Source organism: Cellulosimicrobium sp. KWT-B (assembly GCF_002127155.1).
Lineage (GTDB): Bacteria > Actinomycetota > Actinomycetes > Actinomycetales > Cellulomonadaceae > Cellulosimicrobium > Cellulosimicrobium funkei.
In genome coordinates this window covers 777,657-799,705 of the sequence record NZ_NEDO01000002.1, presented here as the reverse complement: position 1 = coordinate 799,705, position 22,049 = coordinate 777,657, and the positions used below count along the sequence as shown (strand labels likewise).

The window sequence follows — 22,049 nt, the reverse complement described above, 5'->3', positions numbered from 1 at the left end:
CGGCGGACGCCGGCCGGCCGCGCGCGGAGGTGTCGGTCGTCCGGGCGACGCGCCGCACCCCGCGCCCGCGGTCGGATGGTGCCATGACGACCGACGACGCCTGGCGCGACGGCCCCGACGACCGGGAGGACGACGACCGCGGCGACCGACGCGACGGCGTCGCGACCTTCCGCCCCGTCCGCGGGTGGGCCGTGCTGTGGCGCAGCGCGTTCGGGCTCCGGCACGGCGGCCACGAGTACGTCGTGGCCGTGGACTTCCTCGACTGGGACGAGCGCATCCGGCTGTACCGGGACGGCCGGCTCGTCGACGAGCAGCGCTCGCGCGCCCGGTTCGACCTCGGGGGCGCGACGCTGGAGGCGAGGATGAGCACCTACGGGATGCGGTACGTGCGCGTCGTGGACGCGGTCGGCACCGTGCACGACGTCCCGCCGCTGCCCGGGACCGCCGAGGCGTGGCGCGACCGCATGGACCGCGAGCGCCCGACGGCGAGCCGCGCCGTGGGCGTGACGGCGTGGGTCGTGCTCGCGGTCGCGGTCGTGACGCAGGTGCCGCAGCTGCTCGAGGTGGCGTCGCAGTTCACCGGGTGGACGCCGCCGTTCGTGCCGGACCTCCCGGGCCCGGTGAACACGGTCCTCACGGTGGGCGGCGTGCTGGCCGCCCTCGACCGGGCCCTGCGCCGTCGGTACCACCCGCTCCTCGACGGCTGAGCTCTCCGCTCGTCCGGGCGGACCGGGGCTGCCTACGCTGGGCGGAGACGACGAGGAGGTGCTCGTGTTCCGACGACGTTCCCGCACCCCGGACGACGACCCGGTCCGGCGGGCCGCGCAGTACCGGGTCGAGCGGGAGGCCGCGCGCGAGGCCGCGGAGCGGGAGGCGCCCGACGACGACCCCGCGCGCCGGGAGCCGGTGGGCGCGGCGGGCGAGGCAGGCGCGCGCGGCGCGGCCGAGGCGCGCGAGGACGACCTCCCGGCTGGGGGTCCACGCCGTGTACGACCCGAGGACCGTGCGATGTACGTCGACACGGTGATCGACCAGGCGGTCCGACGCGGCGAGTTCGACGACCTCCCGCTCGCGGGCAAGCCGATCCCCGGGCTCACGGGCACGCACGACCCGGACTGGTGGCTCAAGGCGGTGATCGAGCGCGAGCAGCTCACCGGTCTCGGGCCGCCGGCGATGCTCCTCAAGACCGAGGACCGCGAGCTCGACGACCGCCTCGACCGCGAGCTCGACGAGCAGGCCGTGCGCGAGATCCTCGCGGACTTCAACGCGCGCGTCGTCGACGCCCGTCGTCAGCTGCTCGGCGGGCCGCCCGTCGTGACTCCGACGCGCGACGTCGAGCACGAGGTCGCGCGCTGGCGCGCCCGTCGCACCGCCCGCTGACCACCGGAACCGGCTCGACCGGACCCGACCCCGGCCGACCGGTTCGCGACCCGCCGGGCGGGCGGCCGTCGTCGGGCCCGCCTAGGGTCGGCGGCATGGCGGACTGGCAGCCCGACGTCCTGGGCGACGACTACGAGCAGCTCACGCTGCCGCTCGCGCCCGACGAGGAGGGCGACGTCGTCGCGACGCTCGTGCGGCGCCGGCGCCCGGGGCCCGACCCGTACCTCGACGTGCTGTACCTGCACGGCTGGTCCGACTACTTCTTCCAGACCGAGCTCGCCGACTTCTGGGAGGCGCACGGCGCGCGGTTCCACGCGCTCGACCTGCGCAAGTACGGCCGCAGCCTGCGGCCCGGCCAGACGCCCGGGTTCGTCGCCGACCTCGCGACGTACGACGAGGACATCGAGGCCGCGCTCGTCGCGATGGGCCACCGGGGCGACGGGCGGTCCCCGCGCGAGGTCGTGCTCATGGGCCACTCGACCGGCGGCCTCACGCTGAGCCTGTGGCTCGCGCGCCACCCCGGGCGCGCGGCGGCGCTCGTCCTCAACAGCCCGTGGCTGGAGTTCCAGACGCGCGAGGTCGGCCGCCTCCTGCTCGAGCCCGTGATCGGCGCGCGCGCCCGGCTCACGCCCACGCGCCCGCTGCCGAACGTCGACCTCGGCTTCTACACGCGCTCCGTGAGCAAGGAGTTCGACGGCGAGTGGTCGTACGACCTCACGTGGCGTCCCCAGCACGGCTTCCGGACGACGCCCGCGTGGCTGTCCGCCGTCTTCCACGGCCAGCAGACGGTCGCGCGCGGCCTCGGGATCGGCGCCCCGGTGCTCGTCCTGCTCTCGGCCCGGAGCACGCTGCTGCCCCGCTGGTCGCCCGAGATGATGCGCACGGACACCGCGATCGACGTCGACGGCGTCGCGCAGCGCTCGGTCCAGCTCGGCGACCTCGTCACGGTCGCGCGCCTCGACGGCGCCCTGCACGACGTCGTCCTCTCCTCCCGGCCCGTGCGCGCGCTCGCGTACGGACGCATCGCGCAGTGGGTCGGGGCGTACCTGCCGCGGCCCGCGCCCGTCACCCCGCCCGTGCCCGACGCCGTCGCCCCCTCTCCCCGCGGCGCGCCGCGCGCGACGGGCGGCGTGGGCCGCGCGCTCGGCCGGCTCGGTGCCACGGTGCGTCACGCGGGACGGTCCGTCGCGCGGTCCGTGGGCACCGCCGTCGGGACGCTGCGCGGGCGGACCCGCCGCCGGTGACGCTCGACGACGACCTGCCTCTCGCCGACCGCACGACACATCGGAGTGACGCATGACGCTGCCCCCCGCCCCGCCCACGACCCCGGGCGGCGTGGCCCCCGTCGCCCGTCCCGCCCGTCGGCGGCCGCCGTGGCTGGTCCCGCTCGTCGTCGTGCTCGCGCTGGCCTTCGTCGCCGCGGTCGCGCTCGTCGCCACCCTCGTGCTGCGACCCGGCCTCGAGCGCCGGGCGAACATCGCCGCGGTGTCAACGGCGTTCGACGAGTGCGCCCTCGGCGGCACGGGGGCGACCGTCGACCGCGAGAACGGCTTCGTCGACCTCCGCCGCGTGGGGTCCTCGTACGGCCCGAGCTGGACCGACGTCGAGTGCCTCACGGACGCGCTCGCGATGCCGCCGGAGCACCTCGCGGCGCTGCAGGAGCCCGGGGGCACGGACTCCGAAGAGGTGCGCTGGGACGCCTACATGGCGCAGCGGCTGGAGGGCGACGGCGAGACGTACGTCTTCCTTTACCACGACTGGTCGGCGCCGATCTACGGGGACTGACCGCTCCTCGCGGTCGGAAGGGCCGACGCACCGCGGGTCGTGCACGGTCCGGTCCACCCGCAGGGGGAGGGCGCCGCGGCCGGGGTCGCACCGTCGGGGGATCTCCCGGGTGGCGGGGCACCGCTACCGTCGGCGACGTCGTGCGTGGCGTCGTCAGCTGAAGGAGCGGTTCGAGTGTTTCGCGAGGTTCCCGTCCTCCCCGTCGTCGTCCCGCTGGGGGCGGTGGTCCTCGGGCTGCTGCTGTGGCGCCTGCACCGGTCCGGTCGTCTCACGCTGCCGCGGGCCGCCGTCGCGCTCGCGCTCGCCGTCTACGCGGCCGGAGTCGTGGCGAACACGGTGTTCCCGATCTTCCTCGACAAGCCGGCGAGCAGCGCCGCGTGGGACGCCCACCTGGTCCTCGTGCCCCTCGTGGACTACGAGGTCGCCGACGCGGTGACGAACGTCCTCGTGTTCCTGCCGCTGGGCGTGCTCCTGCCGCTCCTCCTGGCGCGGCCGTCGTGGTGGCGCGTCGTGCTCATGGCGGCGGCCTTCAGCCTCGCGATCGAGGTCACCCAGTACGTCACCTCGCACCTGCTGGGTGGCGGTCACATCGCGGACGCCAGCGACCTGCTCTTCAACGTCGTGGGCGGCGCGCTCGGCCTCGGACTGTTCACCGTGCTGTGCCGCGTCCCCGCGCTCGACGCGTTCTTCGACCGCTTCCGCTGGTCCACGGCGTCGCGGCCGCGCAGGTCGCGCGCCGACAGGACGGACGCCCGTCGCGCGCGCTCAGCCGTCGAGCTCTGAGCGCACGAGGTCCACGATCCCGTCGGCCGCGGCCTCGACCTCGGCGAGGCAGTCCTCGAAGTCCTGCTGCCCGCCGTACCAGGGGTCGGCGATGTCGAGCACGTGCTCGGACCCGCCCGGCTCGACGCGCGGCGCCGCCGGGTCGAACGAGCGGTACAGGCGCACCGGCGCCGACGCGTCGAGGCGCCGCAGCGCCCGCGCGTGCTGGGCGGTCATCGCGAGCACGAGGTCGCGCGCGGCGAGGTCGCCCGCGCGCACCTGGCGCGCCCGGTGCGTCCCGTCGACGACGTACCCGTGCTCGGCCAGGACGGCCCGGGCGCGGCGGTCGATCGGGTTCCCCCGCTCCTCGTCGCTGATCCCGGTCGAGTCCACCACGACGCGGTCGCCGAGACCGGCCGCCTCGAAGCGGTCGCGCAGCACCACCTCGGCCATGGGGGAGCGGCAGATGTTGCCGGTGCAGACGGTCATGACGCGGTAGGGCCCGGGGCGGGTCTCGGCACTGGACATGGCCCCATTCTGCGCGAGGAGGGCGTTCCCCTCGCGTCCAGGTCGGTCGTCGGGCGGCCCGTGACCAGGGCGCCTACCGTGAGGAGATGATGATCGGGGCGGGGTCGGGACGGGTCGCCGTGACGGGCGCGAGCGGTCTCCTGGGGTCGAAGCTCGCGTTCCGGCTCGCCGCCGAGGGCGCGCCGCAACGCCTCGTGGTGCGCGACGCTGCTCGCGCGCCCAGCCTGGGCGACGACCCGCTGCCGGAGTCGGACGTCGCCGTCGTCGCCGGGTACACGGACACGCGCGGCATGGTCGAGGCGTTCACGGGGGTGGACACGGTCCTGCTCGTGTCCGCGCGCGAGGACGTCGACCGCGTCGCGCAGCACCGCGCAGCCGTGGACGCGGCCGTCGCGGCGGGCGTCCACCGCATCGTCTACGTGTCGTTCGTGGGCGCCGCCGCCGACGCCGTGTTCACGTTCGCGCGCGACCACTGGCGCACCGAGGAGTACATCCGCGCGACGGGCGTGCGGCACACGTTCCTGCGCGACAACCTCTACCACCGCGGGCTCGCGCTCATGGTGGGCGACGACGGCGTGATCCGCGGCCCCGCGGGCGACGGGCGCGTCGCGTCGGTCTCGCACGACGACATCGCCGACGTCGCGACCGTCGTGCTGCTCGACGCCGACGCGCACCGTCACGACGGCGTCACCTACGACGTCACGGGCCCCGAGGCGCTCACGCTCGCCGAGGTCGCGGCCGAGCTGTCGTCGGCCACGGGCCGCGACATCACGTACCACCCGGAGACCGTCGACGAGGCGTACGCGTCGCGCGACCGGTACGGGGCGCCGCGGTTCGAGGTGGACGGCTGGGTGTCGTCGTACACGGCGATCGCCGCGGGCGAGCTCGCGCACGTGAGCGACACGGTCCCGCGGCTCGTCGAGCGGCCCGCGCAGTCGTTCGCCGCGTGGCTCGACGACTACCCCGAGGAGTGGGCGCACCTGCGCCCCGCCTGACCCCCGTCGAGCGCGCGACGACGGCCTGCGCGTCGCCTGGTCGCCCCTCGCAGGACCGACCGGGCGACCCGGCGGGTCGCTCCACGGCGGTTCCACGCCGTGGGCGAAAACCCCTGGCGTGGCCGCGGGAGGCGGACGTACCGTCGTCGTACACGCGAAAGGAGGTGGTCCTGGAAGTGAAGATTCTTCGGACTCGTGAGGTGGTTGCGCGCTAGTCGTCGCGCAACCGATCCAGCAACGGACCGGATGCGGTGAGCCCGTGAACCGGGCGGGGTCTCCCGAGGGGAGCCCCCGGCGGCGAGCGAGTACCACGCAACCACCGGAGCCCGCGGGTGTCGTGCCCTCGTCCAGCACGACAGGAGGAACCCTCCAGCCCGCGGGCTTCTTGCTGCCCGCACCGTGCACTCACCGGACGGCGGGGGCGGGAGTCGCGGTGTCGGCGGCGTCGGGAGCGGCCGGCCCGACGGCGGCCCGGCGGCGCGGCGCCCCCATCGCCACGGCCGCGAGGGCGAACGCCGCGACGGGGACCCACAGCGCGGTGTGGAAGGCGGCGAGGCCCGCGTCCGGGCCCGTCGCGTCCCCGAGGGCGAGGACGCTGACCGCCGTCGCAGCCGAGATGCCGATCGCCGCACCGAGCTGGAACGACGTGTTGAGCACCCCGCCCGCGACGCCCTGCTCGGCGTCGGTCACGCCCGTCGTCGCGGCGATCGCGATCGGCCCGTAGACCAGCGCGAACGCCACCCCGACGAGTGCCAGCGACGGCACCATGACGGCGTACGCCCAGTCGAGCCCCGACCCGAGGAACCACGCCGCGGCGAGCGTGCCGGCGACCAGGCCCCCGACGATGACGCGCGGCACCCCGAACCGCTCCACGAGGCGCGGCGTGAGGACGGGGGCGAGCACGACGTCGATCGCCATGAGGAGCATCGCGAGCCCGGTCTGGAGCGGCGTCCACCCGCGGAGCTCCTGGAGGTACAGCGTGAGGAGCACCTGGAACCCGTAGAACCCGCCCGCGAAGAGCACGGCCGTGACGTTCGCCCGGACGAGCTCCACCGACCGGAAGAGCCGCAGCGGCAGCAGCGGGTGCGGGGCACGACGCTGCCGGCCGACGAACCCCGCCAGCAGCGCCGCGCCGCCCCCGAGCGCGGCGATCGTCCACGCGAGCCCGTCGCCCGGGTGCTCGAGGCGCACGATGCCGACGGCGAGCAGGACCATGGCGGTCGTCGCAAGGACGGCACCGAGGACGTCGAGCGCACCGCGGACGCGCGTCGTCGTGTCGCGCGGGACCGTGACCAGAGCGAGCGCGAGCAGCACGACGGCGACGAGCACCGGGGCGAAGAAGACCCACCGCCAGTGGACGGCCGCCAGCAGGCCACCGACGACGAGCCCGAGCGAGAAGCCCGCCGCCCCCGCGGCCCCGTAGACGACGAGCGCGCGGTTGCGGCGCGGCCCCTCGGCGAACGACGTCGTGATGAGCGACATCCCCGCGGGCGTGAGGAAGCCGGCCGCCACGCCCGTGACGAAGCGCGACAGGAGGAGCATCCAGCCGTCGGTCGCGAACCCGCCGAGCCCGGAGAACACGAGGAAGACGAGCAGCCAGACGACGAACATGCGGCGTCGGCCGTAGAGGTCGGCCGCGCGTCCGCCGAGGAGCATGAACCCGCCGTACCCGACGACGTAGGCGGTCACGACCCCGCCGAGCTCGCCGGTCGCGAGGCCGAGGTCGGCGCGGATGCCCGGGAGCGCGACGGAGAGCATCGCGATGTCGCTGCCCTCGAGGAAGATCGCCCCGCACAGCACGAGGAGCAGACCCCAGTCCCGGAGGCTGAACCGTGCGGCCTCCCGCGCGGCCTCGCGGCCGGCCTCCCGGCTGCTCTCGCGGCTGCGGCTCGTCGTCCCGTCGCCCATGGACGCCCCCTGTCGTCGTGAGCACCCTTCGGCACCCGGTTACCTCTTGATACCGAACCCATCGTGGGCCAGGATCAGGAGGCATGGAAGACGGCACATCACGCCCACCTGGTATCAACGCGGATACCGAGGCGGCGCGCCCTCGACCGGCGGGCGCGGCCGACCACGCCGCGACGGAGGAGGCGTGCGACCCGCGACCGCCCTCGCGCTGGGAGAGCGACGCCGACGTCTGGCAGTGGGACGCGCGCGAGGACTGCGAGGTGCGGCAGATCCTCGACCGCATCGCCGACAAGTGGTCGCTGCTCGCCATCGCGCTGCTCGACCGCCGCGTCATGCGCTTCACCGAGCTGAAGCGCGAGATCGACGGGATCAGCCAGCGGATGCTGTCGCGCACGCTGCGCCAGCTCGAGCGCGACGGCATCGTCGAGCGCACGGTCTACCCGACCGTCCCGCCACGCGTCGACTACGCCCTCACCGAGATGGGGCGCTCGCTCCACGCGACGACCAAGGCGCTCGTCGTCTGGACCGAGGCGCACCAGGAACGCATCGCGGCCGCCCGCAGCGCCTACGACGAGCGCGAGGCGGAGCTCCGGGACCTGTGACCCGCCCCGAGACGCCACCCCGCCCCTGGGCGCAGGAGACAGTCGCGTCCGGCAGGTCCCGGCGCGCGACTGTCTCCCGCACTCACGGGGTGGTGAGGTGGGGCTCCACGAGCTCGACGTAGCGGCGCGCGAGCGTGGCGACGACGTCGGCACCGGGAGCGGCCCAGACGTCGGCGTGGAAGATCTCGACCTCCACGTCGCCCGCGTACCCGGCGGCCGCGACGGACCGCGTGAAGGCCGCGAAGTCGACGTGGCCGTCGCCCATCATGCCGCGGCCCAGCAGCGTGTCCGCGGGCAGGGGCGTGATCCAGTCGCACACCTGGTAGCTGACGATCCGCCCCGCCGCACCGGCGCGCGCCACCTGCTCGTGGACCTTCGGCTCCCACCACAGGTGGTACGTGTCGACGACGACGCCCACCTCCGCGGGCGCGAACGGCTCGGCCAGGTCGAGCGCCTGCTCGAGCGTCGACACGACGCCGCGGTCGGCGGCGAAGATCGGGTTCATGGGCTCGATCCCCAGCGTCACGCCCGCGTCGCGCGCGGCCGGGACGAGCGCTGCGATCGCGTCCGCCGCCCGGGCGCGCGCCCCGACGAGGTCGCGGTCGCCCGCGGGCAGGCCGCCCGGCACGAGCACGAGCGTGCGCGCCCCGAGCGCGGCCGCCTCCGCGATCGCGGCGAGGTTGCTCGCGTGGGCGGCGGCGCGCGCGTCGGGGTCGCTCGCGGTGAAGAACCCGCCGCGGCACACGGACGAGACGCGCAGCCCGGCGTCGCGCACCCACCGCACGGCGGTGTCGAGCCCGACGTCGGCGACGGGCTCGCGCCACACCCCGATCGCCGGGAGCCCTGCCGCGACGCAGCCGTCGATCGCCTCACGCAGCGACCAGCCCGCCGTCGTGCGCTGGTTGAGCGAGAGCCGCGCGAGCCGCGGGTCGCCGACCGACGGCGTCGCCACACGAGCCGGCACCATCGACGGCACGTCTACGCTCCCCCGGCCCCCGCCGAGCAGGTGGTCCTGGTCCGTCCCACCGCCCGGACGAGCCGGGACGGCCTGCTCGCCTGACAGGATCGACCTGCTCGAACCCGACGGGAACTCCGAGATCTCGAGGCTCATGCGACCTCCTGCCCGACGACGGCCGGCACGTCCGCGCCCACCTCGACGCCGGCCGCCGCGAGGACGAGGCCGAGGCGGTGCGCAGCGAGGTCCGGGTCCGGCAGGAGGCGCGCCTCGTTGGCGAGCTCGAACGCGCGCGCGAGGTGCACGACGCTCCGGGCCGACTGCAGACCGCCGACCATCGTGAAGCCCGGCTGGTGGCCCGCGAGCCAGGCGAGGAACGCGATGCCGGTCTTGTAGTAGTACGTCGGCGCCTCGAACACGTGCCGCGAGAGCGCGAGCGTCGGCGCCATCTCGGCGTCGTAGCGGTCGAGGTCGCCGTCGTCGAGCGCGGCCAGCGCGGCCGAGGCGGCGGGCGCGACGGCCGCGAACGCGCCGAGCAGCGCGTCGGAGTGCCGTTCGCCGTCGCCCCGGATCAGCTCGGGGTAGTGGAAGTCGTCGCCCGTGTACAACCGCACTCCCTCGGGGAGTACAGCGCGCAGGCCCACCTCGTGCGCGGCCGAGAGCAGCGATACCTTGACCCCGTCGACCTTCGCGGCGTGCGCGCGCACGAGGTCGACGAAGGTCGCCGTCGCGACGTCGACGTCGCCCGACCCCCAGTAGCTCCGGAGGTTCGGGTCGAACGCCTCGCCCAGCCAGTGCAGCACCACCGGCTCGCGCACCTGGGACAGGATCGCGTCGTAGACGCGCACGTAGTCGTCCGCGGACGTCGCGACGCGCGCGAGGTGCCGCGACGCCATGAGGATCACCTGCGACCCGGTGCCCTCGACGAACTCGACCTGCTCCGCGTAGGCCCCGATCACGTCGTCGACGGTCCGCAGCTCGTCGGGCGCACGGTGGTCCGTGCCGGCGCCGGACGCGATGCGCCCGCCCAGCTCCTTCGCCTGCGCTGCGCTGCGCGACACGAGCTCCTGCACCGCGGGCCAGTCGAGCCCCATGTTGCGCTGCGCGGTGTCCATCGCCTCGGCGACCCCGAGCCCGTACCGGAACAGGTGCCGCCGGAAGGCGAGCGTCGAGTCCCAGTCGACGACGGCCGGGGCGCCCGGCACGTTCTCGCCCCGCGGGTCCGCCACGACGTGCGCCGCCGCGAACGCGACGCGCGAGCGGTACGGGCCGGGGTGGTCGGTCCACTCCCGGGGCGCACGGAGCTCGACGCGGCGCGTGCCGCCGTCGGCCAGCGGGACCCGCACCGCGTCCCCGGCCGTCACGCGCCCGCCTCGACGGCAGGCGCGACGAGGCCCGACGGGTCGGAGCCCGCCCCGAGCTCGACCCGACGACCCTCGCGCGACGACGCGTAGCCGGCGTCGACCAGGCGCAGCCCGCGGACTCCGGCGTCGAAGTCGTACGGGTGCGGCCGGCCGGCGTGGACGTCGCGCAGGAACTCCTCCCACTGGGCGCGGAACCCGTTGACGAACTCTTGGTTGTCCGGGACCTGCTCCCACTGGGCGCGGAAGTCCTGGTCGGTCGGCAGGTCCGGGTTCCACACGGGCTTGGGCGTGCGGGCCCGCGGCTGGACGCGGCACCCGAAGAGCCCTGCCACGGCGGACCCGAGCGTCCCGTCCACCTGGAACTCGACGAGCTCGCCCCGGTCGACGCGCACGGCCCACGACGAGTTCACCTGGGCCACGACCGGGCCGTCCGGCCCGGCGAGCTCGAAGATCCCGTACGCCGCGTCGTCGGCCGTGGCCCGGTAGGGCTCGCCGCGCTCGTCCCAGCGCTCCGGGATGTGCGTCACGGCCTTCGCCATGACCGCCTCGACCGGGCCGAACAGGTTCTCCAGCACGTAGTTCCAGTGGCAGAACATGTCGAGGACCATCCCGCCGCCGTCCTCGGCGCGGTAGTTCCAGCTCGGACGCTGCGCGGGCTGCCAGTCGCCCTCGAACACCCAGTACCCGAACTCGCCGCGCACCGACAGGATGCGGCCGAAGAACCCGCCGTCGATGAGGCGCTTGAGCTTGATCAGCCCCGGCAGGTACAGCTTGTCGTGCACGACGCCGTGGATCACCCCCGCGGCGCGCGCCGCGTCCGCGAGCTCCTCGCCGTCGGCGACGGACTCCGCGATGGGCTTCTCCGTGTACACGTGCTTGCCGGCCGCGAGCGCCGACAGCAGCGCCTTCTTGCGCTCGGACGTCACCTGGGCGTCGAAGTAGACGGTCGCCGTCGGGTCCGCGAGCGCCGCGTCGAGGTCGGTCGTGAACTCGGCGACGCCGTGCCGCTCGGCGAGCTCCGCGAGCTTCGTGCGGTTGCGGCCCACGAGGACGGGCTCCACCTGGAGGCGCGTGCCGTCGTCGAGCTCGACGCCGCCGTCGTCGCGGATCGCGAGGATCGAGCGGACGAGGTGCTGGCGGTATCCCATGCGGCCCGTGACGCCGTTCATGACGATGCGGACGGTGCGGTCGGGCGTCGTCGCGCCCGTGGTCTGGCTGGTCATCCTGCGGGTCATCCGTTCTGCGAGAGCGAGCGCTCGGCGGGGCGTCCGCCGAGGTAGAGCTCGGAGAGCTGGGGGTCGGCGAGGAGCTCGGGCGCGGGGCCGGTGATGTGGACGCGGCCCAGGTCGAGCACGCACCCGATGTCGGCGGTCTCGAGCGCGCGGCGCGCGTTCTGCTCGACGAGCAGCACCGCGACCCCGGCGTCGCGCATGCGCACGACCTGCTCGAAGACCGTCGACGTCGTCTTGGGGTCGAGGCCCATCGAGGGCTCGTCGAGGAGCACGACCTGCGGGCTCACCATGAGCGAGCGGGCGAACTCCACCTGCTTCTGCTGCCCTCCGGACAGCAGGCCGGCGAGCTGCTTCCACCGCTCGCCCACGACGGGGAAGAGGTTCTGCACGAACGCCACGCGCTCCGCGACCTTCTCCTTGTCGCGCAGCGTGTACGCGCCGAGGAGCACGTTCTCCGCGACGGTCATCTCGCGGAACACGCTGTGCCCCTGGAGCACGTGGGCCAGGCCGGAGGAGAGCATCTCCTGCGGCCCCTGGCCCGTGACGTCGCGCCCGCCGACGAGGATGCGTCCCGAGCGCGGCTTGAGCAGCCCGCTCGCGACCTTGAGCACCGTCGACTTGCCCGCGCCGTTCGGTCCGACGAGGCACACGACCGTCGACGCGGGGACCTTGATGGTCAGCCCGCGCAGCACCATCGCGGCGCGCCCGTACCCGGCCTGGACGTCGTCCAGCTCGAGGAGGTACTCCTGCTTCGCCCCCGTCCCGGGGGTCGGGTCAGACACCAAGGTAGGCCTCCAGCACTCGCGGGTCGGCTTGCACGACGGCGGGGGTCCCCTCGGCGATGGGCCGGCCCCGGTCGAACACGATGACGTGGTGGGACAGGCTCATGACCATGTCCATGTTGTGCTCGACGACGAGGAACGTCTTGCCCTCGGCGTTGAGCTCCTGCACGAGCGTCCCGATGCGCCCGATGAGCGCCGGGTTCACGCCGCCCGCCGGCTCGTCGAGCATGATCGTGTCCGGGTCGCCCATGAGGACGCCCGCGAGCTCGAGGAGCTTCTGCTGCCCGTAGGACAGGTTGCGCGCCTCGACGTCCTCCAGGTGGTCGATGCCGACGCGCACGAGCAGCGCGCGCGCCTTGTCGATCTCCTCCGGGTTGCGCGCCCCGGCGAGCAGCTCGCGCACCTTCGTGCGCCGCACCGCGACGAGCATGTTCTCCAGGACGGTCATGCGGGGGAACACGCGGCAGAGCTGGAAGCTGCGCCCGATCCCGGCGCGCGCGATCTTGTGCGGCGCACGCCGCGTGATGTCCTCGCCGCGGAACGTGACCGTGCCGGAGTCCGGCTTGATCATGCCCGTCACGCAGTTGAAGAACGTCGTCTTGCCCGAGCCGTTGGGCCCGATGAGTGCGTTGATCCTGCCGTGGTGGAACGTGACCGTGGCGTCGCGCACGGCGTGGACGCCCCCGAACGACTTGGTGAGGCCGACGGTCTCGAGGTTGCGGGTCGTCGGCGGGGTGGTGGTCGTGGTCATCGGTCCTTCTCCTCTCCCGTGCCCTCTGCCCTCGGCTCGCCGTCCCCGTGCCGCCCGTCCTGCCCGACGGCGGTGGCCGGCCCGGCGGTCGCGGCGCCCGCGGACGTGGTGGGGTCGGCTGCGGCACGGTTGCGCTCGAGGAGCTCGGCGGCCGTCATCTCGCGGATCGAGGAGTCCTGCGGGCCGAAGCGCTTCACGAGCGCCTGGGCGGCGGGGATGATCCCGTCGGGCATGAAGAGCACGACGACGCCGAGCAGCAGGGCCGTGGCGACGAGGTGGAACTGGGTGTCGCCGAACTCGAGCTTGAAGTACTCCAGGCCGGTGCCCACGACGACGGCACCGAGGAGCGGGCCGAAGAGGTGCCGGACGCCTCCGAACAGGGCCATCAGGACCATGTAGGAGCCGAGCATGATGGAGAACTGGAAGATCGGGTCGAGGTCGCCGAACCACAGGGCGTACATGCCGCCCGCGAGGCCGGTGAACGTCGCCGAGACGACGTACGCGACGAGCTTGTAGTTGCGCGTCGGGACGCCGAGCGCCTGGGCCTTGTCCTCGTCCTCGCGGATCGCCTTGAGCCCGGTGCCGAAGCGCGAGCGGTCGATCGCCCACCACGCGACGAGCATGACGGCGAGCAGCGCCGCGAACAGGTAGAAGAACGTGCGGTGGTGCTCGGGCCGCAGCAGGTCGGGGAACGGGCGCGGGACGACGAGGCCGTCGGACCCGCCCGTGAAGGACCCCCACGCCTGGAAGACGAGCAGCAGGATGAGCACGAACGAGATCGACACGATGACGAACGACGCGCCGCGCACGCGCAGCGCCGCGATCCCCACGGGGATGGTGACGAGCAGGACGAGCGCGCCTGCGACGAGCCAGGCGACGAAGCTCGGGAGGCCGACGTCGCGGATGAGCAGACCGGTCCCGTAGGCGCCGAGCCCGAAGAACGCGGCGTGCCCGAGCGAGACGTAGCCGGTGAACCCGCCCATGAAGTTCCAGGCGGTGGCGGTGCACGCGTAGCTCGCGACGACGATGCCGGCGGAGAGGATGTAGGCGTTGGGGGCCAGAGCCGGGAAGGCGAGGACGAGCACGACGCCGACGGCGAGCGCCGCGAGGCGGGCCACGCGGGCCCACGGGCGCCGAGCGGCAGGTGCGCCGGGGGCGGAGGGAGCAGCCGCGCCGTCGGGCACCGGGCGGGCGGCGGCGGCACCGCGGCGGCTCGCGGGACGGGTGTCAGAAGCGTTGGGCAAGGCGACCTCCGAAGAATCCCTGGGGCCGCAGCATCAGCGTCGCGAAGAGCGCGACGTAGAAGATGGTCTGCGCCCACGTGGTGCCGAGCGGCACCTGGAGCAGGCTCTGGCCGATGCCGAGGACCATGGCGGCGATCGCGGCGCCCGGGATGGACCCCAGGCCGCCGACGACGATGATCGCCATGAGCGGGCCGATCCAGTGCCAGTGCAGCGACGGGTAGATCGTCGCGTCGAGCGACAGCGCGGTCCCGCCGATGGCGGCGGTCGCGAGGCCGAGGCCGAAGCCGTAGCCGGCGACGCGGTCGGTCTTGATGCCGACGAGCTGCGCGGCCTCGCGGTGCTGGATCGTCGCGCGCAGCGCCTGGCCGAACCGGCTGTGCTTCATGAGCAGGTAGAGCAGCGCGAGGGACAGCGCCGCGAGCGCGAAGGCCACGAGCTTCACGACGGCGATCCGCGCGCCGAAGAACTCGATGCTCGCGCCCGAGTACGGGAGCTGGATGCGCCGCTGCGTGCCGCTCCAGACGAAGCCGATCATGCCCTCGATGAAGAGCGCGACGGCGAACGTGAGGAGGACCGACATCATCGTGAGCGTCGCGGGCCGCAGGCGCGTGATGAGCAGGCGCTGCATCCCGACACCGACGAGGAAGAACAGCGGCACGGTGACCACGAGCGACAGCAGGGGGTCCATGCCGGTCTGCTGGTTGAAGAACCAGGCGAGGTACGCGGCGAGGATGAGGAACGCCGAGTGGGCGATCATCACGACGCGCATCACGCCGAAGTACAGGGTGAGGCCCGCTGCCAGGAGGGCGTAGAGCCCTCCCAGCAGCACGCCGAGCACGAGGCTCTGGAAGAGCAGGGTTCCCGTCACGAGGCGATCACCAGGCCGGCTTGGGAAAGACGAAGTCGGCTTCCTTCGCGTCCTGCGGGAGAACGATCTGGATCTCGCCGCCGACGTACTGCTGGATGAGGTGGGCGCCCTGCGGCTTGCCCGTCTCGTCCCACGTCAGCGGCCCGACCACGGTCTCGACCTCGTTGTCCCGGAGCCACGAGACGAGCTCCTGCTGGCACTCGCCCTGCTCGGCGCACCCGACGGCCTCGACCGCGGCGGCGACGACCTGGCCGGTCGTGTACGCGTTGGCCTCGTCCTCGCCGGGCGGGTTGCCGTGCAGCTCCGTGTACCGCTCGACGAAGTCGACGTTCGAGGGCCAGCTCGCGGTCTCCGTGTAGCCCGTGGGCGAGAGGATGCCCTCGGTCTTCGCGCCGATCGCGGCGGAGAACTCGGGGTTGGTCGGCGCGGTCGAGAACGCGGCGAGCATCGGCTGATAGTTGAGCTGCTGCAGCGCGACGATGAGGTTCACCGCGTCCTGGTACTGCGTGCCGCCGATGACCATGTCCGCGCCGGAGTCGTTGATCTTCGCGGCGATCGAGGAGAAGTCCGTCGTGTTGGGCGGGTAGACCTCGTCCACCACGATGTCGAGCCCGGCGTCGGCGAGCTTGTCGCGCAGGCCGTACGCCGTGCCCTGGGCGAACGGGTCGTCCATCGCGGCGACGGCGACCGTCTGCGGCCGCTCGGCCTCGGGCATGTCGAGGATGTGGTCGGCGAGGTAGTTGTAGTGGTCGTCCGCGACGGCCGGGGCGGCGTAGAAGAGGTTCTCGAAGCCCTGCTCGAACACCTCGTTCGCGGCGCCGGCCGGCTCGACGAAGAGCATCCCGTACTCCTCGGCGACGCGGGCGCTCGGCACCACGAGTCGCGTGGAGAACGGGCCGAAGACGAGGTCGACCTCGTCCTGCGCGATGAGCGCCTCGTAGTCCTGCACGACGCGGTCCGCGTTGGACTGGTCGTCGAGGATCTTCAGCTCGACCTGACGACCGAGGAGGCCGCCGTCCTCGTTGACGAACCGGGCCCAGGCCTCGTAGCCGCGCTGGACCCCCTTGCCGGGCTCGGAGAAGTCGCCGGTGAGGGGGAGGGAGATGCCGACGACGATCGGGTCGTCCGCGCCACCGCCTCCGCCCCCGCCGTCGGACCCGCCGGAGCACGCCGTGAGGACGAGCGCCGCTGCGGACGCCCCGGCCACGAGGGCGAGCGCACGGCGTGCGCGGGGGCGGGTGGACATCCGTGGAGTCGACCGAGAATGCATGGACGTGACTCTCCCTACTTCGTCGTAGTGAAGACCTGAGGCCGTATTGCTCCGTACGAGACCGCTGCATTGCGAAAGCGCTTTCGTAAGCGCTTCCGCTAGAGTACGGTGCGGACAGCGGATGTGGCAAGCGTCACGTCGGGGAGGGCCCTCGGGTCGCCGACCGGGCGACGCACGGACGAGCGGAGCAGGGGTGCGTCGAGAGGGTCGGGCCACGAAGGGCCGGAGCGCGCTGCGGCTGGTGGACGTCGCCGAGCGGGCAGGCGTGTCCCTCGCGACCGCGTCGCGCGCGCTGTCCGGCAGCGACGGCGTGTCGGAGGTGCTGGCCGAGCACGTCCGCGAGGTGGCCACGCAGATGGGCTACATCGCCAACCCGCACGCCCGCACGCTCGCGGGGGGCACGACGTCGGTCGCGGGCCTGCTCGTCTACGAGATCGGCGACCCCTACTTCTCCGAGATCGCGAGCGGCGTCGTGCGCGTCGCGACCGAGCACGGCTGGAGCGTGCAGATCAGCCACACCGAGCGCGAGCCCAGCGCCGAGGTCACGCAGATCCGTCTCATGCGCGCGCACCGCGTGGGCGCGATCCTCGTCGCCGGGTCCGGGTACGTCGAGCCCGCGATGGAGGCCGACGCCGCGCGCGAGCTCGAGGCGTTCGAGGAGGCCGGGGGGCGCGTCGTCGTCATCGGGCGGCACCACCTGCCCAGCGACGCCGTGCTGCCCGACAGCGAGGCGGCCGCCGCGACCCTCACCGAGCACGTGCTCGGCCTCGGCCACCGGCGCCTCGCGATCGCCGCCGGGCCCGAGCGCCTGACGACCGTCACCGACCGCACCGCCGGCATCCGGGCCGCCGTCGCGGCGCACGGCCTCGACCCGGACGACCTGGTCGTCGTGCACGCGCCGTTCACGCGCGAGGGCGGCCGGGACGCCACCGCGCGCATCCTCGACGAGGCCCCCGGCACGACGGCGATCCTCGCGCTCAACGACGCGATGGCCACGGGCGTGCTGTCGCTCTTGCGCGAGCGCGGCGTCGTCGTGCCGCGCGACATGTCGGTCACCGGGTTCGACGACATCCAGGTCGCGCAGGACCTCGCGCCCGCGCTGACGACCGTGCGCCTGCCGATGAGCGAAATGGGTGCCGCCGCGTTCGAGATGGCGCTGCGGCCGCCGTCGGCCCGGCCCCGCCGCAAGCGCACCGACCACGTGCTCGTCGTGCGCGACTCCACGGCCCCACCCCGCCCGGGCCCGCCCCCGTGACCCGGGCCCTCGCCACCACCGCGCCAACAACGCGCCACCCGTGAGGCGGCGCGGGCGTCAGAAGGGCTTGCGCGCGACGACGAGGAAGCGCGGCGCCTCGTCGACGAACTCGTGGCCTGCGGCGAGGTGCAGGTGCAGGGCGCGCAGGGGCGCCTCGTAGCGCGCGACCGCCTCGGGCGAGAGCGACGCGAGCTCCGGCACCTGCCAGGCCATGAGCCGCAGGTACCAGAGCAGGGCGGACAGGTCGCGGAACCGGCGCAGGCCCTCGTGCTCGCGCGCGGCGTCGACCACGAACCCGGCCTCGCGGAGCACCTCGACCGCGGCGTCGAGCGTGACCGAGTCCGGGTCCCACGCCGGCTCGGCGCCGAGCGCGGTGCTCAGGCGCACGCCGTCGCGCGAGTCGGCCTGCTGCGTGAGGAAGACGCCGCCCGGCTCCAGCACGCGGAGCACCTCGTCCGGGTCGAACTCCTCGTGCCGGTCGAGGACGACCGCGAACTGGCCGTCGAAGAACGGCAGGAGCTGCTCGTCGTCGCCCTCCACGGGCCGCACCTCGACGCCGAGGGGCTCGAGCCGCCGTCGGGCCACCGGGAGGTTCGGGGCCCAGCCCTCGGTGGCCGCGGAGCCCACGGGGAACGGGCCGAGCGTGGAGAGGAGCTCGCCGCCGCCCGTGCCGAGGTCGAGCACCGGCCCGCGCCCGCTCGCGACGAGCTCGCGCGCGAGCGCGACGTAGTCCCACGGCAGCGGGTCCTCGACGACGCGGCCCGCCACGGGGGAGAGGTCGAACCCGACGACCGGGACCGCGCGGGCCCACGCGACGTGCTCCTCGAACGAGGCGTCCCGGGCGGGCACCGGCGCCTCGCTCGCGCGGTCGGGGGTGGCGGGGGTGTCGGGTACCGCGTCAGGCATGGGTCGATTGTCACCCGCCCGGGCGCCGGAGCCGAACGCGAGCGGTGCGCGGGCGCGGGCGCGCCACGACCCGACGGGGAGGACTCCCCATCGCCCGCACGACGGCGGGCACGGTAGCCTCCCCGGTGCCCGCCTCGCGCGTCCCGGACACCGGGTGCCGGCGGGCCGGACGACCGACGAGGGGACGAGGACGACGTGAGCGGTATGTGGGGCGCGGACGTCAACGAGCTGCGGAGGCTGGCGCAGTCGCTGCGGTCCGCCTCCGACCAGCTCGTGAGCACGACGTCCGAGGTCAGCGGCCTCGTCGAGGCGGCGGGCCGCTGGCAGGGCGGCGACGCCGACCAGTTCCGCAGCGAGTGGACCGGCACGTCCGTCGCGCTGCTGCGCGGCGTGAGCCAGACGCTCTCCGAGGCGTCGCAGGCCGTCCTGCGCCACGCCGACCAGCAGTTCGCGACGAGCACCGAGGGCGGGTCCATCCCGTCCCCGGGCGTCCCCGGGCCCGGCGTGCCGACCGGCCCCGGCGGCGGTCCTCCCGGCGCGGGCGACCCGCTCGACGGCTCGATCTGGGACGTCGGCGACACCGCGCTGTCCGCGTGGGGGGCGGGGAGCGGCGCGTGGATCGCGTACCGCACGTTCCTCGCCGCGCGCGGCTTCCTCGACGCGAGCCGGCTCGCGGCGCTGTCGCCCGCGGCCGCGAGCGCCCTGCAGCTCACGCGCGGGATGGCGGTCGGGGACGCGCTGAGCGTGCTCGGGCGCGCCACGACGTTCTCCCGGTTCATGGGCTTCGCGGGCGGCGCGGCCGGCGTGGTCGGCGGCATCAACCAGATCGTCAACACCCAGTACGACGGCGTGCGCGGCGGCGTCGACCGCGGCATGGGCGTCCTGTCCGTGATCGGCGGCGCGGGCACCATGGCGATCGCGGCGGGGCTCCTCACCAACCCGGTCGGCATCGCGGTCGTCGCGGGCGCGGCGGCGGTCGCGGGCGTCTGGGCGCTCGGCAACCTCGTCTACGACAACTGGGACTCGATCACGGGGTTCTTCTCGGACCCGGGCCCGTACCTCGCGGACGGCTGGAACGACGTCACGAGCTTCGTCGGGGACGCGGCCGATACCATCGGCGACGTCGCGTCCGACGTCGGTGACGCGATCGGCGACGGGCTCTCCGCCGCCGGCGACTTCATCGGAGGCCTCTTCTCGTGACCCAGCAGCCGACCATGCAGTGGTCCGCGGCCGACATCGCGGCCGCCGAGCAGACGCTCGCGCGCGCGGCCTCGGGCGAGGTGACGCACGTCGTCACGCTCACGGACGAGGAGGTCGCGATCCTCGACGGCCTCCAGAACCCGCAGCTCGTCCCGCTGCCCTGGCTCGACGCGCAGGAGGGCGCGGACCGCACGCTGGTCGGGCGCGTGGCCCTGCGGTCGCTGCTCGCGCGGGGTCTCGTGGTGCCGTCGGACGAGGAACGCCCGCCTGGGCCGGGCGGCGAGCCGCAGGTCGGGATCGACGCGGTCCCCGAGGTGACGGGCCCGCTCGTGCTGCGCCGCACGGCGTCGGCGATCCTGTCCGCGGACCGCACGACGGCGCTCGGCAAGCACTGGGTGTACGTCTACCTGCACGACGAGGACCGGGTGCTCGAGGAGGAGGTCGGGCCGAGCGGCCACCACTCCTTCAGCGTCTACCCGCTCGCCGAGCTCGCGGGGCGCCTCGCGGTGTTCCTCGACCCCGCGGCGAAGGCCGTGCTCGACGGCCGCGCCCGCACCTTCACGACCGAGCAGTTCGCCGCGGAGGCCCGCACGTCGCCCGAGCTCTCCGGAGCGGTCGCCGTCACGGTGCTCGGCGCGGTGCGCGCAGGCTCGGACACCCTCGTCCGGGTGAGCGTCTACGCGACGCCGGACGGCGTGTACGTCGTGCGCGGCGGCGAGCACGGCCCCGACGGCGCGCCCGTCACGCTCGAGCTGTCGGAGGTCGGGCCCGCGACGCTGCGCCGCCTCCCCGCCGAGCTGCTCGGCCGATGACGGCCGCACCGACCGGCGACCGCGCGACGCGCAAGGTGCGCCACTGGGCCGACGCGTCGCGCCTCGGCCGCCTCCGGCACGTCGAGGCCGCGACGCCGAACGGCCCCGCGTGGGCCGTGGTCCTCGTGCTCGTGCTGCTCGCGCCGGTCGCCAGCCTGGCCGACGGCGAGGTCGTCGCCGCGGCCGCCCTCCTCGTGGCCGTCGCCGCGGTGCTCGGCGTCCTGCTGTGGTTCCTCGGCTCGGAGAAGCTGCTCGTGCTCGACGGCGGCATCGTCGTGGGCTCGTTCGCGCCGTTCCTGCGCCCCACGGTGATCCCGTGGTCGGGGATCGACCCCCGCACGGTGTCCGCCGTCGTGGGCAACCAGCGCACGATCGGGCTCCTCCTGGCCGACCGCGGCGTGAGCGGCGCGTCCCGCACGGTGCTCTGGTCGCGCCGGCCGGTCACGTTCCTGGCGGTGTCGCCGGTCGTCGCGCGGCACGCGTGGGCGCAGGGCCAGCCCGTCGACCTCGCGACCGCCCCCGGCTTCGACCTGTGGGTCTTCTCGACGCGGCGGCCGTCCCGGCAGGCGCCCCTGGTGCACGCACTCGCCGCCGCGATGCACGACGCGCGGGTCCCCGGCGCCGACGCGGTCCTCCCGCACGCGCTCCCGCCGCGGCGGCTGCGCTCGACCGCCGAGGACGCCGACCACCTGGGCATCCCCGAGCGGTTCCGCCGCGCGCAGCTCCGGCGCGTCTGACTCCCCGGCGCGGTCAGGCGGAGGCGGGACCGAAGGCCGCGGCGAGGGGCGCCGTCGGGCCGTCGCCGGCCGTGCTCGCGCCGCCCAGCGCCCCGACCTGGAGCACCATCCACGGGCTGAACGCCCACGGCGTGGCGGCGACCCCGCGCGCGACGTCCCGCGGGTCGGCCCAGGCGAGCTCCATCACCTCGTCGGGGTTCGCCTCGACCGGGCCGGCGGCACGGGCGGCGTAGACGGGGCAGATCTCGTTCTCCACGACGCCCGACGCGTCGACGGCCCGGTAGCGGAAGCCGGGGACCGCGACCTCCAGGTCCGCGATCTCGAGCCCGAGCTCGTGCCGCGCGTGGCGGACGATGGACTCCTCGGTCGACTCCGTCCAGCGCGGGTGCCCGCAGAACGAGTTGGTCCACACGCCGGGCCACGTGCGCTTCGCGAGGGCGCGCCGCGTGAGGAGCAGGCGGCCCGCGTCGTCGAGCACGTAGCAGGAGAAGGCGAGGTGCAGGGGCGTCTCGGTCGTGTGGACCGCGGCGCGCTCGAAGGTGCCGGTCCGGCGGCCCTGGTCGTCGACGGTGACGACGTGGTCGGCGGCGACGGGGACGTGCGAGGTCATGCGGCCACTCTCGCACACGCCGCTCGCGGACCGGCAACCCCCTCCGGCACCGACGGTGAGCGGGGTCACTCCACCGGGTTCGCGGACGATCTTGCCGGACCCT

The 22,049-nt window shown here is 74.4% G+C and carries 23 protein-coding genes; 11 read left to right on the top strand and 12 right to left on the bottom strand.

Translation table 11 applies throughout. From position 1 onward, the window contains the following. Positions 1–83: 83 nt before the first annotated feature. From B9L22_RS09755 to B9L22_RS09735, 5 genes are all read left to right on the top strand, one after another. A complete protein-coding gene (locus B9L22_RS09755; RefSeq protein WP_086150160.1) occupies positions 84–707 on the top strand; it encodes a hypothetical protein in 624 nt (207 codons plus the stop codon). Between the two features lie 64 nt (positions 708–771). Beyond that, positions 772–1,380 carry a DUF1992 domain-containing protein gene (locus B9L22_RS20510; RefSeq protein WP_233139924.1) on the top strand — a complete coding sequence of 203 codons (609 nt, stop codon included), beginning with the start codon at positions 772–774 and terminating at the stop codon, positions 1,378–1,380. 95 nt (positions 1,381–1,475) lie between these two features. Beyond that, positions 1,476–2,624 carry an alpha/beta hydrolase gene (locus tag B9L22_RS09745; RefSeq protein WP_086150159.1) on the top strand — a complete coding sequence of 383 codons (1,149 nt, stop codon included), beginning with the start codon at positions 1,476–1,478 and terminating at the stop codon, positions 2,622–2,624. A gap of 52 nt (positions 2,625–2,676) precedes the next feature. After that, positions 2,677–3,165, top strand: coding sequence for a hypothetical protein (locus B9L22_RS09740; RefSeq protein WP_086150158.1), 489 nt, complete (start codon positions 2,677–2,679; stop codon positions 3,163–3,165). Positions 3,166–3,339: 174 nt separating this feature from the next. Further along, positions 3,340–3,948: a VanZ family protein gene (locus B9L22_RS09735; protein WP_086150157.1), complete on the top strand. Its 609-nt coding sequence runs from the start codon at positions 3,340–3,342 to the stop codon at positions 3,946–3,948. Here B9L22_RS09735 and B9L22_RS09730 read toward each other — a convergent pair. Further along, positions 3,931–4,455 carry a low molecular weight protein-tyrosine-phosphatase gene (locus B9L22_RS09730; protein WP_228485158.1) on the bottom strand — a complete coding sequence of 175 codons (525 nt, stop codon included), beginning with the start codon at positions 4,453–4,455 and terminating at the stop codon, positions 3,931–3,933. The two genes, B9L22_RS09735 and B9L22_RS09730, sit on opposite strands and share 18 nt — an antisense overlap. 86 nt (positions 4,456–4,541) lie before the next feature. Between B9L22_RS09730 and B9L22_RS09725 the strand changes: the two genes are divergently transcribed. Beyond that, positions 4,542–5,450 carry an SDR family oxidoreductase gene (locus tag B9L22_RS09725; protein WP_198947263.1) on the top strand — a complete coding sequence of 303 codons (909 nt, stop codon included), beginning with the start codon at positions 4,542–4,544 and terminating at the stop codon, positions 5,448–5,450. A gap of 405 nt (positions 5,451–5,855) precedes the next feature. On the opposite strand, the gene B9L22_RS09720 is transcribed toward B9L22_RS09725, so the two are convergent. Further along, the gene (locus B9L22_RS09720) at positions 5,856–7,358 is read right to left on the bottom strand and encodes an MFS transporter (protein WP_086150155.1); all 1,503 of its coding nucleotides are present in this window, start codon (positions 7,356–7,358) and stop codon (positions 5,856–5,858) included. Positions 7,359–7,441: 83 nt separating this feature from the next. On the opposite strand from B9L22_RS09720, the gene B9L22_RS09715 reads away from it, so the two are divergent. Beyond that, entirely contained in the window at positions 7,442–7,960 is a 519-nt protein-coding gene (locus tag B9L22_RS09715) for a helix-turn-helix domain-containing protein (RefSeq protein WP_086150154.1), read from the top strand. An 82-nt stretch (positions 7,961–8,042) separates the two neighbouring features. Here B9L22_RS09715 and B9L22_RS09710 read toward each other — a convergent pair whose 3' ends face one another. From B9L22_RS09710 to B9L22_RS09675, 8 genes are all read right to left on the bottom strand, one after another. Then, positions 8,043–8,927, bottom strand: coding sequence for a sugar phosphate isomerase/epimerase (locus B9L22_RS09710; RefSeq protein ID WP_198947274.1), 885 nt, complete (start codon positions 8,925–8,927; stop codon positions 8,043–8,045). Between the two features lie 140 nt (positions 8,928–9,067). After that, the gene (locus B9L22_RS09705) at positions 9,068–10,279 is read right to left on the bottom strand and encodes a dihydrodipicolinate synthase family protein (protein WP_086150152.1); all 1,212 of its coding nucleotides are present in this window, start codon (positions 10,277–10,279) and stop codon (positions 9,068–9,070) included. Further along, the gene (locus B9L22_RS09700) at positions 10,276–11,502 is read right to left on the bottom strand and encodes a Gfo/Idh/MocA family protein (protein WP_198947262.1); all 1,227 of its coding nucleotides are present in this window, start codon (positions 11,500–11,502) and stop codon (positions 10,276–10,278) included. The genes B9L22_RS09705 and B9L22_RS09700 overlap by 4 nt, the downstream gene beginning before the upstream one ends. 8 nt (positions 11,503–11,510) lie before the next feature. Then, positions 11,511–12,293, bottom strand: coding sequence for an ABC transporter ATP-binding protein (locus B9L22_RS09695; RefSeq protein WP_021479843.1), 783 nt, complete (start codon positions 12,291–12,293; stop codon positions 11,511–11,513). Then, positions 12,286–13,044: an ABC transporter ATP-binding protein gene (locus B9L22_RS09690; RefSeq protein ID WP_021479842.1), complete on the bottom strand. Its 759-nt coding sequence runs from the start codon at positions 13,042–13,044 to the stop codon at positions 12,286–12,288. The genes B9L22_RS09695 and B9L22_RS09690 overlap by 8 nt, the downstream gene beginning before the upstream one ends. Further along, positions 13,041–14,162 (bottom strand): branched-chain amino acid ABC transporter permease, encoded by a 1,122-nt coding sequence (locus tag B9L22_RS09685; protein WP_021479841.1) that lies wholly within the window; start codon positions 14,160–14,162, stop codon positions 13,041–13,043. Before B9L22_RS09685 ends, B9L22_RS09690 begins: the two co-directional genes overlap by 4 nt. A gap of 109 nt (positions 14,163–14,271) precedes the next feature. Next, positions 14,272–15,156: a branched-chain amino acid ABC transporter permease gene (locus B9L22_RS09680; protein WP_021482482.1), complete on the bottom strand. Its 885-nt coding sequence runs from the start codon at positions 15,154–15,156 to the stop codon at positions 14,272–14,274. Between the two features lie 7 nt (positions 15,157–15,163). Next, on the bottom strand, positions 15,164–16,402 hold the full coding sequence (locus B9L22_RS09675; RefSeq protein WP_086150151.1) for an amino acid ABC transporter substrate-binding protein: 1,239 nt from the start codon (positions 16,400–16,402) through the stop codon (positions 15,164–15,166). Between the two features lie 217 nt (positions 16,403–16,619). Here B9L22_RS09675 and B9L22_RS09670 point away from each other — a divergent pair, with 217 nt between their 5' ends. After that, the gene (locus B9L22_RS09670; RefSeq protein ID WP_255376894.1) at positions 16,620–17,681 is read left to right on the top strand and encodes a LacI family DNA-binding transcriptional regulator; all 1,062 of its coding nucleotides are present in this window, start codon (positions 16,620–16,622) and stop codon (positions 17,679–17,681) included. 57 nt (positions 17,682–17,738) lie between these two features. Here B9L22_RS09670 and B9L22_RS09665 read toward each other — a convergent pair whose 3' ends face one another. Then, positions 17,739–18,587 carry a class I SAM-dependent methyltransferase gene (locus B9L22_RS09665; RefSeq protein WP_086150149.1) on the bottom strand — a complete coding sequence of 283 codons (849 nt, stop codon included), beginning with the start codon at positions 18,585–18,587 and terminating at the stop codon, positions 17,739–17,741. A gap of 195 nt (positions 18,588–18,782) precedes the next feature. Here B9L22_RS09665 and B9L22_RS09660 point away from each other — a divergent pair, with 195 nt between their 5' ends. From B9L22_RS09660 to B9L22_RS09650, 3 genes are read left to right on the top strand one after another with little or no spacing between them, the layout of a single operon-like run. Next, entirely contained in the window at positions 18,783–19,787 is a 1,005-nt protein-coding gene (locus tag B9L22_RS09660; protein WP_137281383.1) for a hypothetical protein, read from the top strand. Beyond that, positions 19,784–20,599: a hypothetical protein gene (locus B9L22_RS09655; RefSeq protein WP_086150148.1), complete on the top strand. Its 816-nt coding sequence runs from the start codon at positions 19,784–19,786 to the stop codon at positions 20,597–20,599. Before B9L22_RS09660 ends, B9L22_RS09655 begins: the two co-directional genes overlap by 4 nt. Further along, complete coding sequence (locus tag B9L22_RS09650) at positions 20,596–21,336, top strand: hypothetical protein (RefSeq protein ID WP_086150147.1); 741 nt, start codon at positions 20,596–20,598, stop codon at positions 21,334–21,336. The genes B9L22_RS09655 and B9L22_RS09650 overlap by 4 nt, the downstream gene beginning before the upstream one ends. Positions 21,337–21,349: 13 nt before the next feature. On the opposite strand, the gene idi is transcribed toward B9L22_RS09650, so the two are convergent. Then, positions 21,350–21,946, bottom strand: a complete 597-nt coding sequence (gene idi / locus B9L22_RS09645; RefSeq protein WP_086150146.1) for an isopentenyl-diphosphate Delta-isomerase — start codon at positions 21,944–21,946, stop codon at positions 21,350–21,352. Positions 21,947–22,049: the final 103 nt, after the last annotated feature.

What these genes read in the sequence shown, in the direction of transcription:
- B9L22_RS09755 (WP_086150160.1), top strand. Translation starts at nt 84, where the DNA reads ATGACGACCGACGACGCCTGGCGCGACGGCCCCGACGACCGGGAGGAC.
- B9L22_RS09745 (WP_086150159.1), top strand. Translation starts at nt 1,476, where the DNA reads ATGGCGGACTGGCAGCCCGACGTCCTGGGCGACGACTACGAGCAGCTC.
- B9L22_RS09740 (WP_086150158.1), top strand. Translation starts at nt 2,677, where the DNA reads ATGACGCTGCCCCCCGCCCCGCCCACGACCCCGGGCGGCGTGGCCCCC.
- B9L22_RS09730 (WP_228485158.1), bottom strand. Translation starts at nt 4,455, where the DNA reads ATGTCCAGTGCCGAGACCCGCCCCGGGCCCTACCGCGTCATGACCGTC.
- B9L22_RS09725 (WP_198947263.1), top strand. Translation starts at nt 4,542, where the DNA reads ATGATGATCGGGGCGGGGTCGGGACGGGTCGCCGTGACGGGCGCGAGC.
- B9L22_RS09720 (WP_086150155.1), bottom strand. Translation starts at nt 7,358, where the DNA reads ATGGGCGACGGGACGACGAGCCGCAGCCGCGAGAGCAGCCGGGAGGCC.
- B9L22_RS09715 (WP_086150154.1), top strand. Translation starts at nt 7,442, where the DNA reads ATGGAAGACGGCACATCACGCCCACCTGGTATCAACGCGGATACCGAG.
- B9L22_RS09710 (WP_198947274.1), bottom strand. Translation starts at nt 8,927, where the DNA reads ATGGTGCCGGCTCGTGTGGCGACGCCGTCGGTCGGCGACCCGCGGCTC.
- B9L22_RS09700 (WP_198947262.1), bottom strand. Translation starts at nt 11,502, where the DNA reads ATGACCAGCCAGACCACGGGCGCGACGACGCCCGACCGCACCGTCCGC.
- B9L22_RS09690 (WP_021479842.1), bottom strand. Translation starts at nt 13,044, where the DNA reads ATGACCACGACCACCACCCCGCCGACGACCCGCAACCTCGAGACCGTC.
- B9L22_RS09675 (WP_086150151.1), bottom strand. Translation starts at nt 16,402, where the DNA reads ATGTCCACCCGCCCCCGCGCACGCCGTGCGCTCGCCCTCGTGGCCGGG.
- B9L22_RS09665 (WP_086150149.1), bottom strand. Translation starts at nt 18,587, where the DNA reads ATGCCTGACGCGGTACCCGACACCCCCGCCACCCCCGACCGCGCGAGC.
- B9L22_RS09650 (WP_086150147.1), top strand. Translation starts at nt 20,596, where the DNA reads ATGACGGCCGCACCGACCGGCGACCGCGCGACGCGCAAGGTGCGCCAC.
- idi (WP_086150146.1), bottom strand. Translation starts at nt 21,946, where the DNA reads ATGACCTCGCACGTCCCCGTCGCCGCCGACCACGTCGTCACCGTCGAC.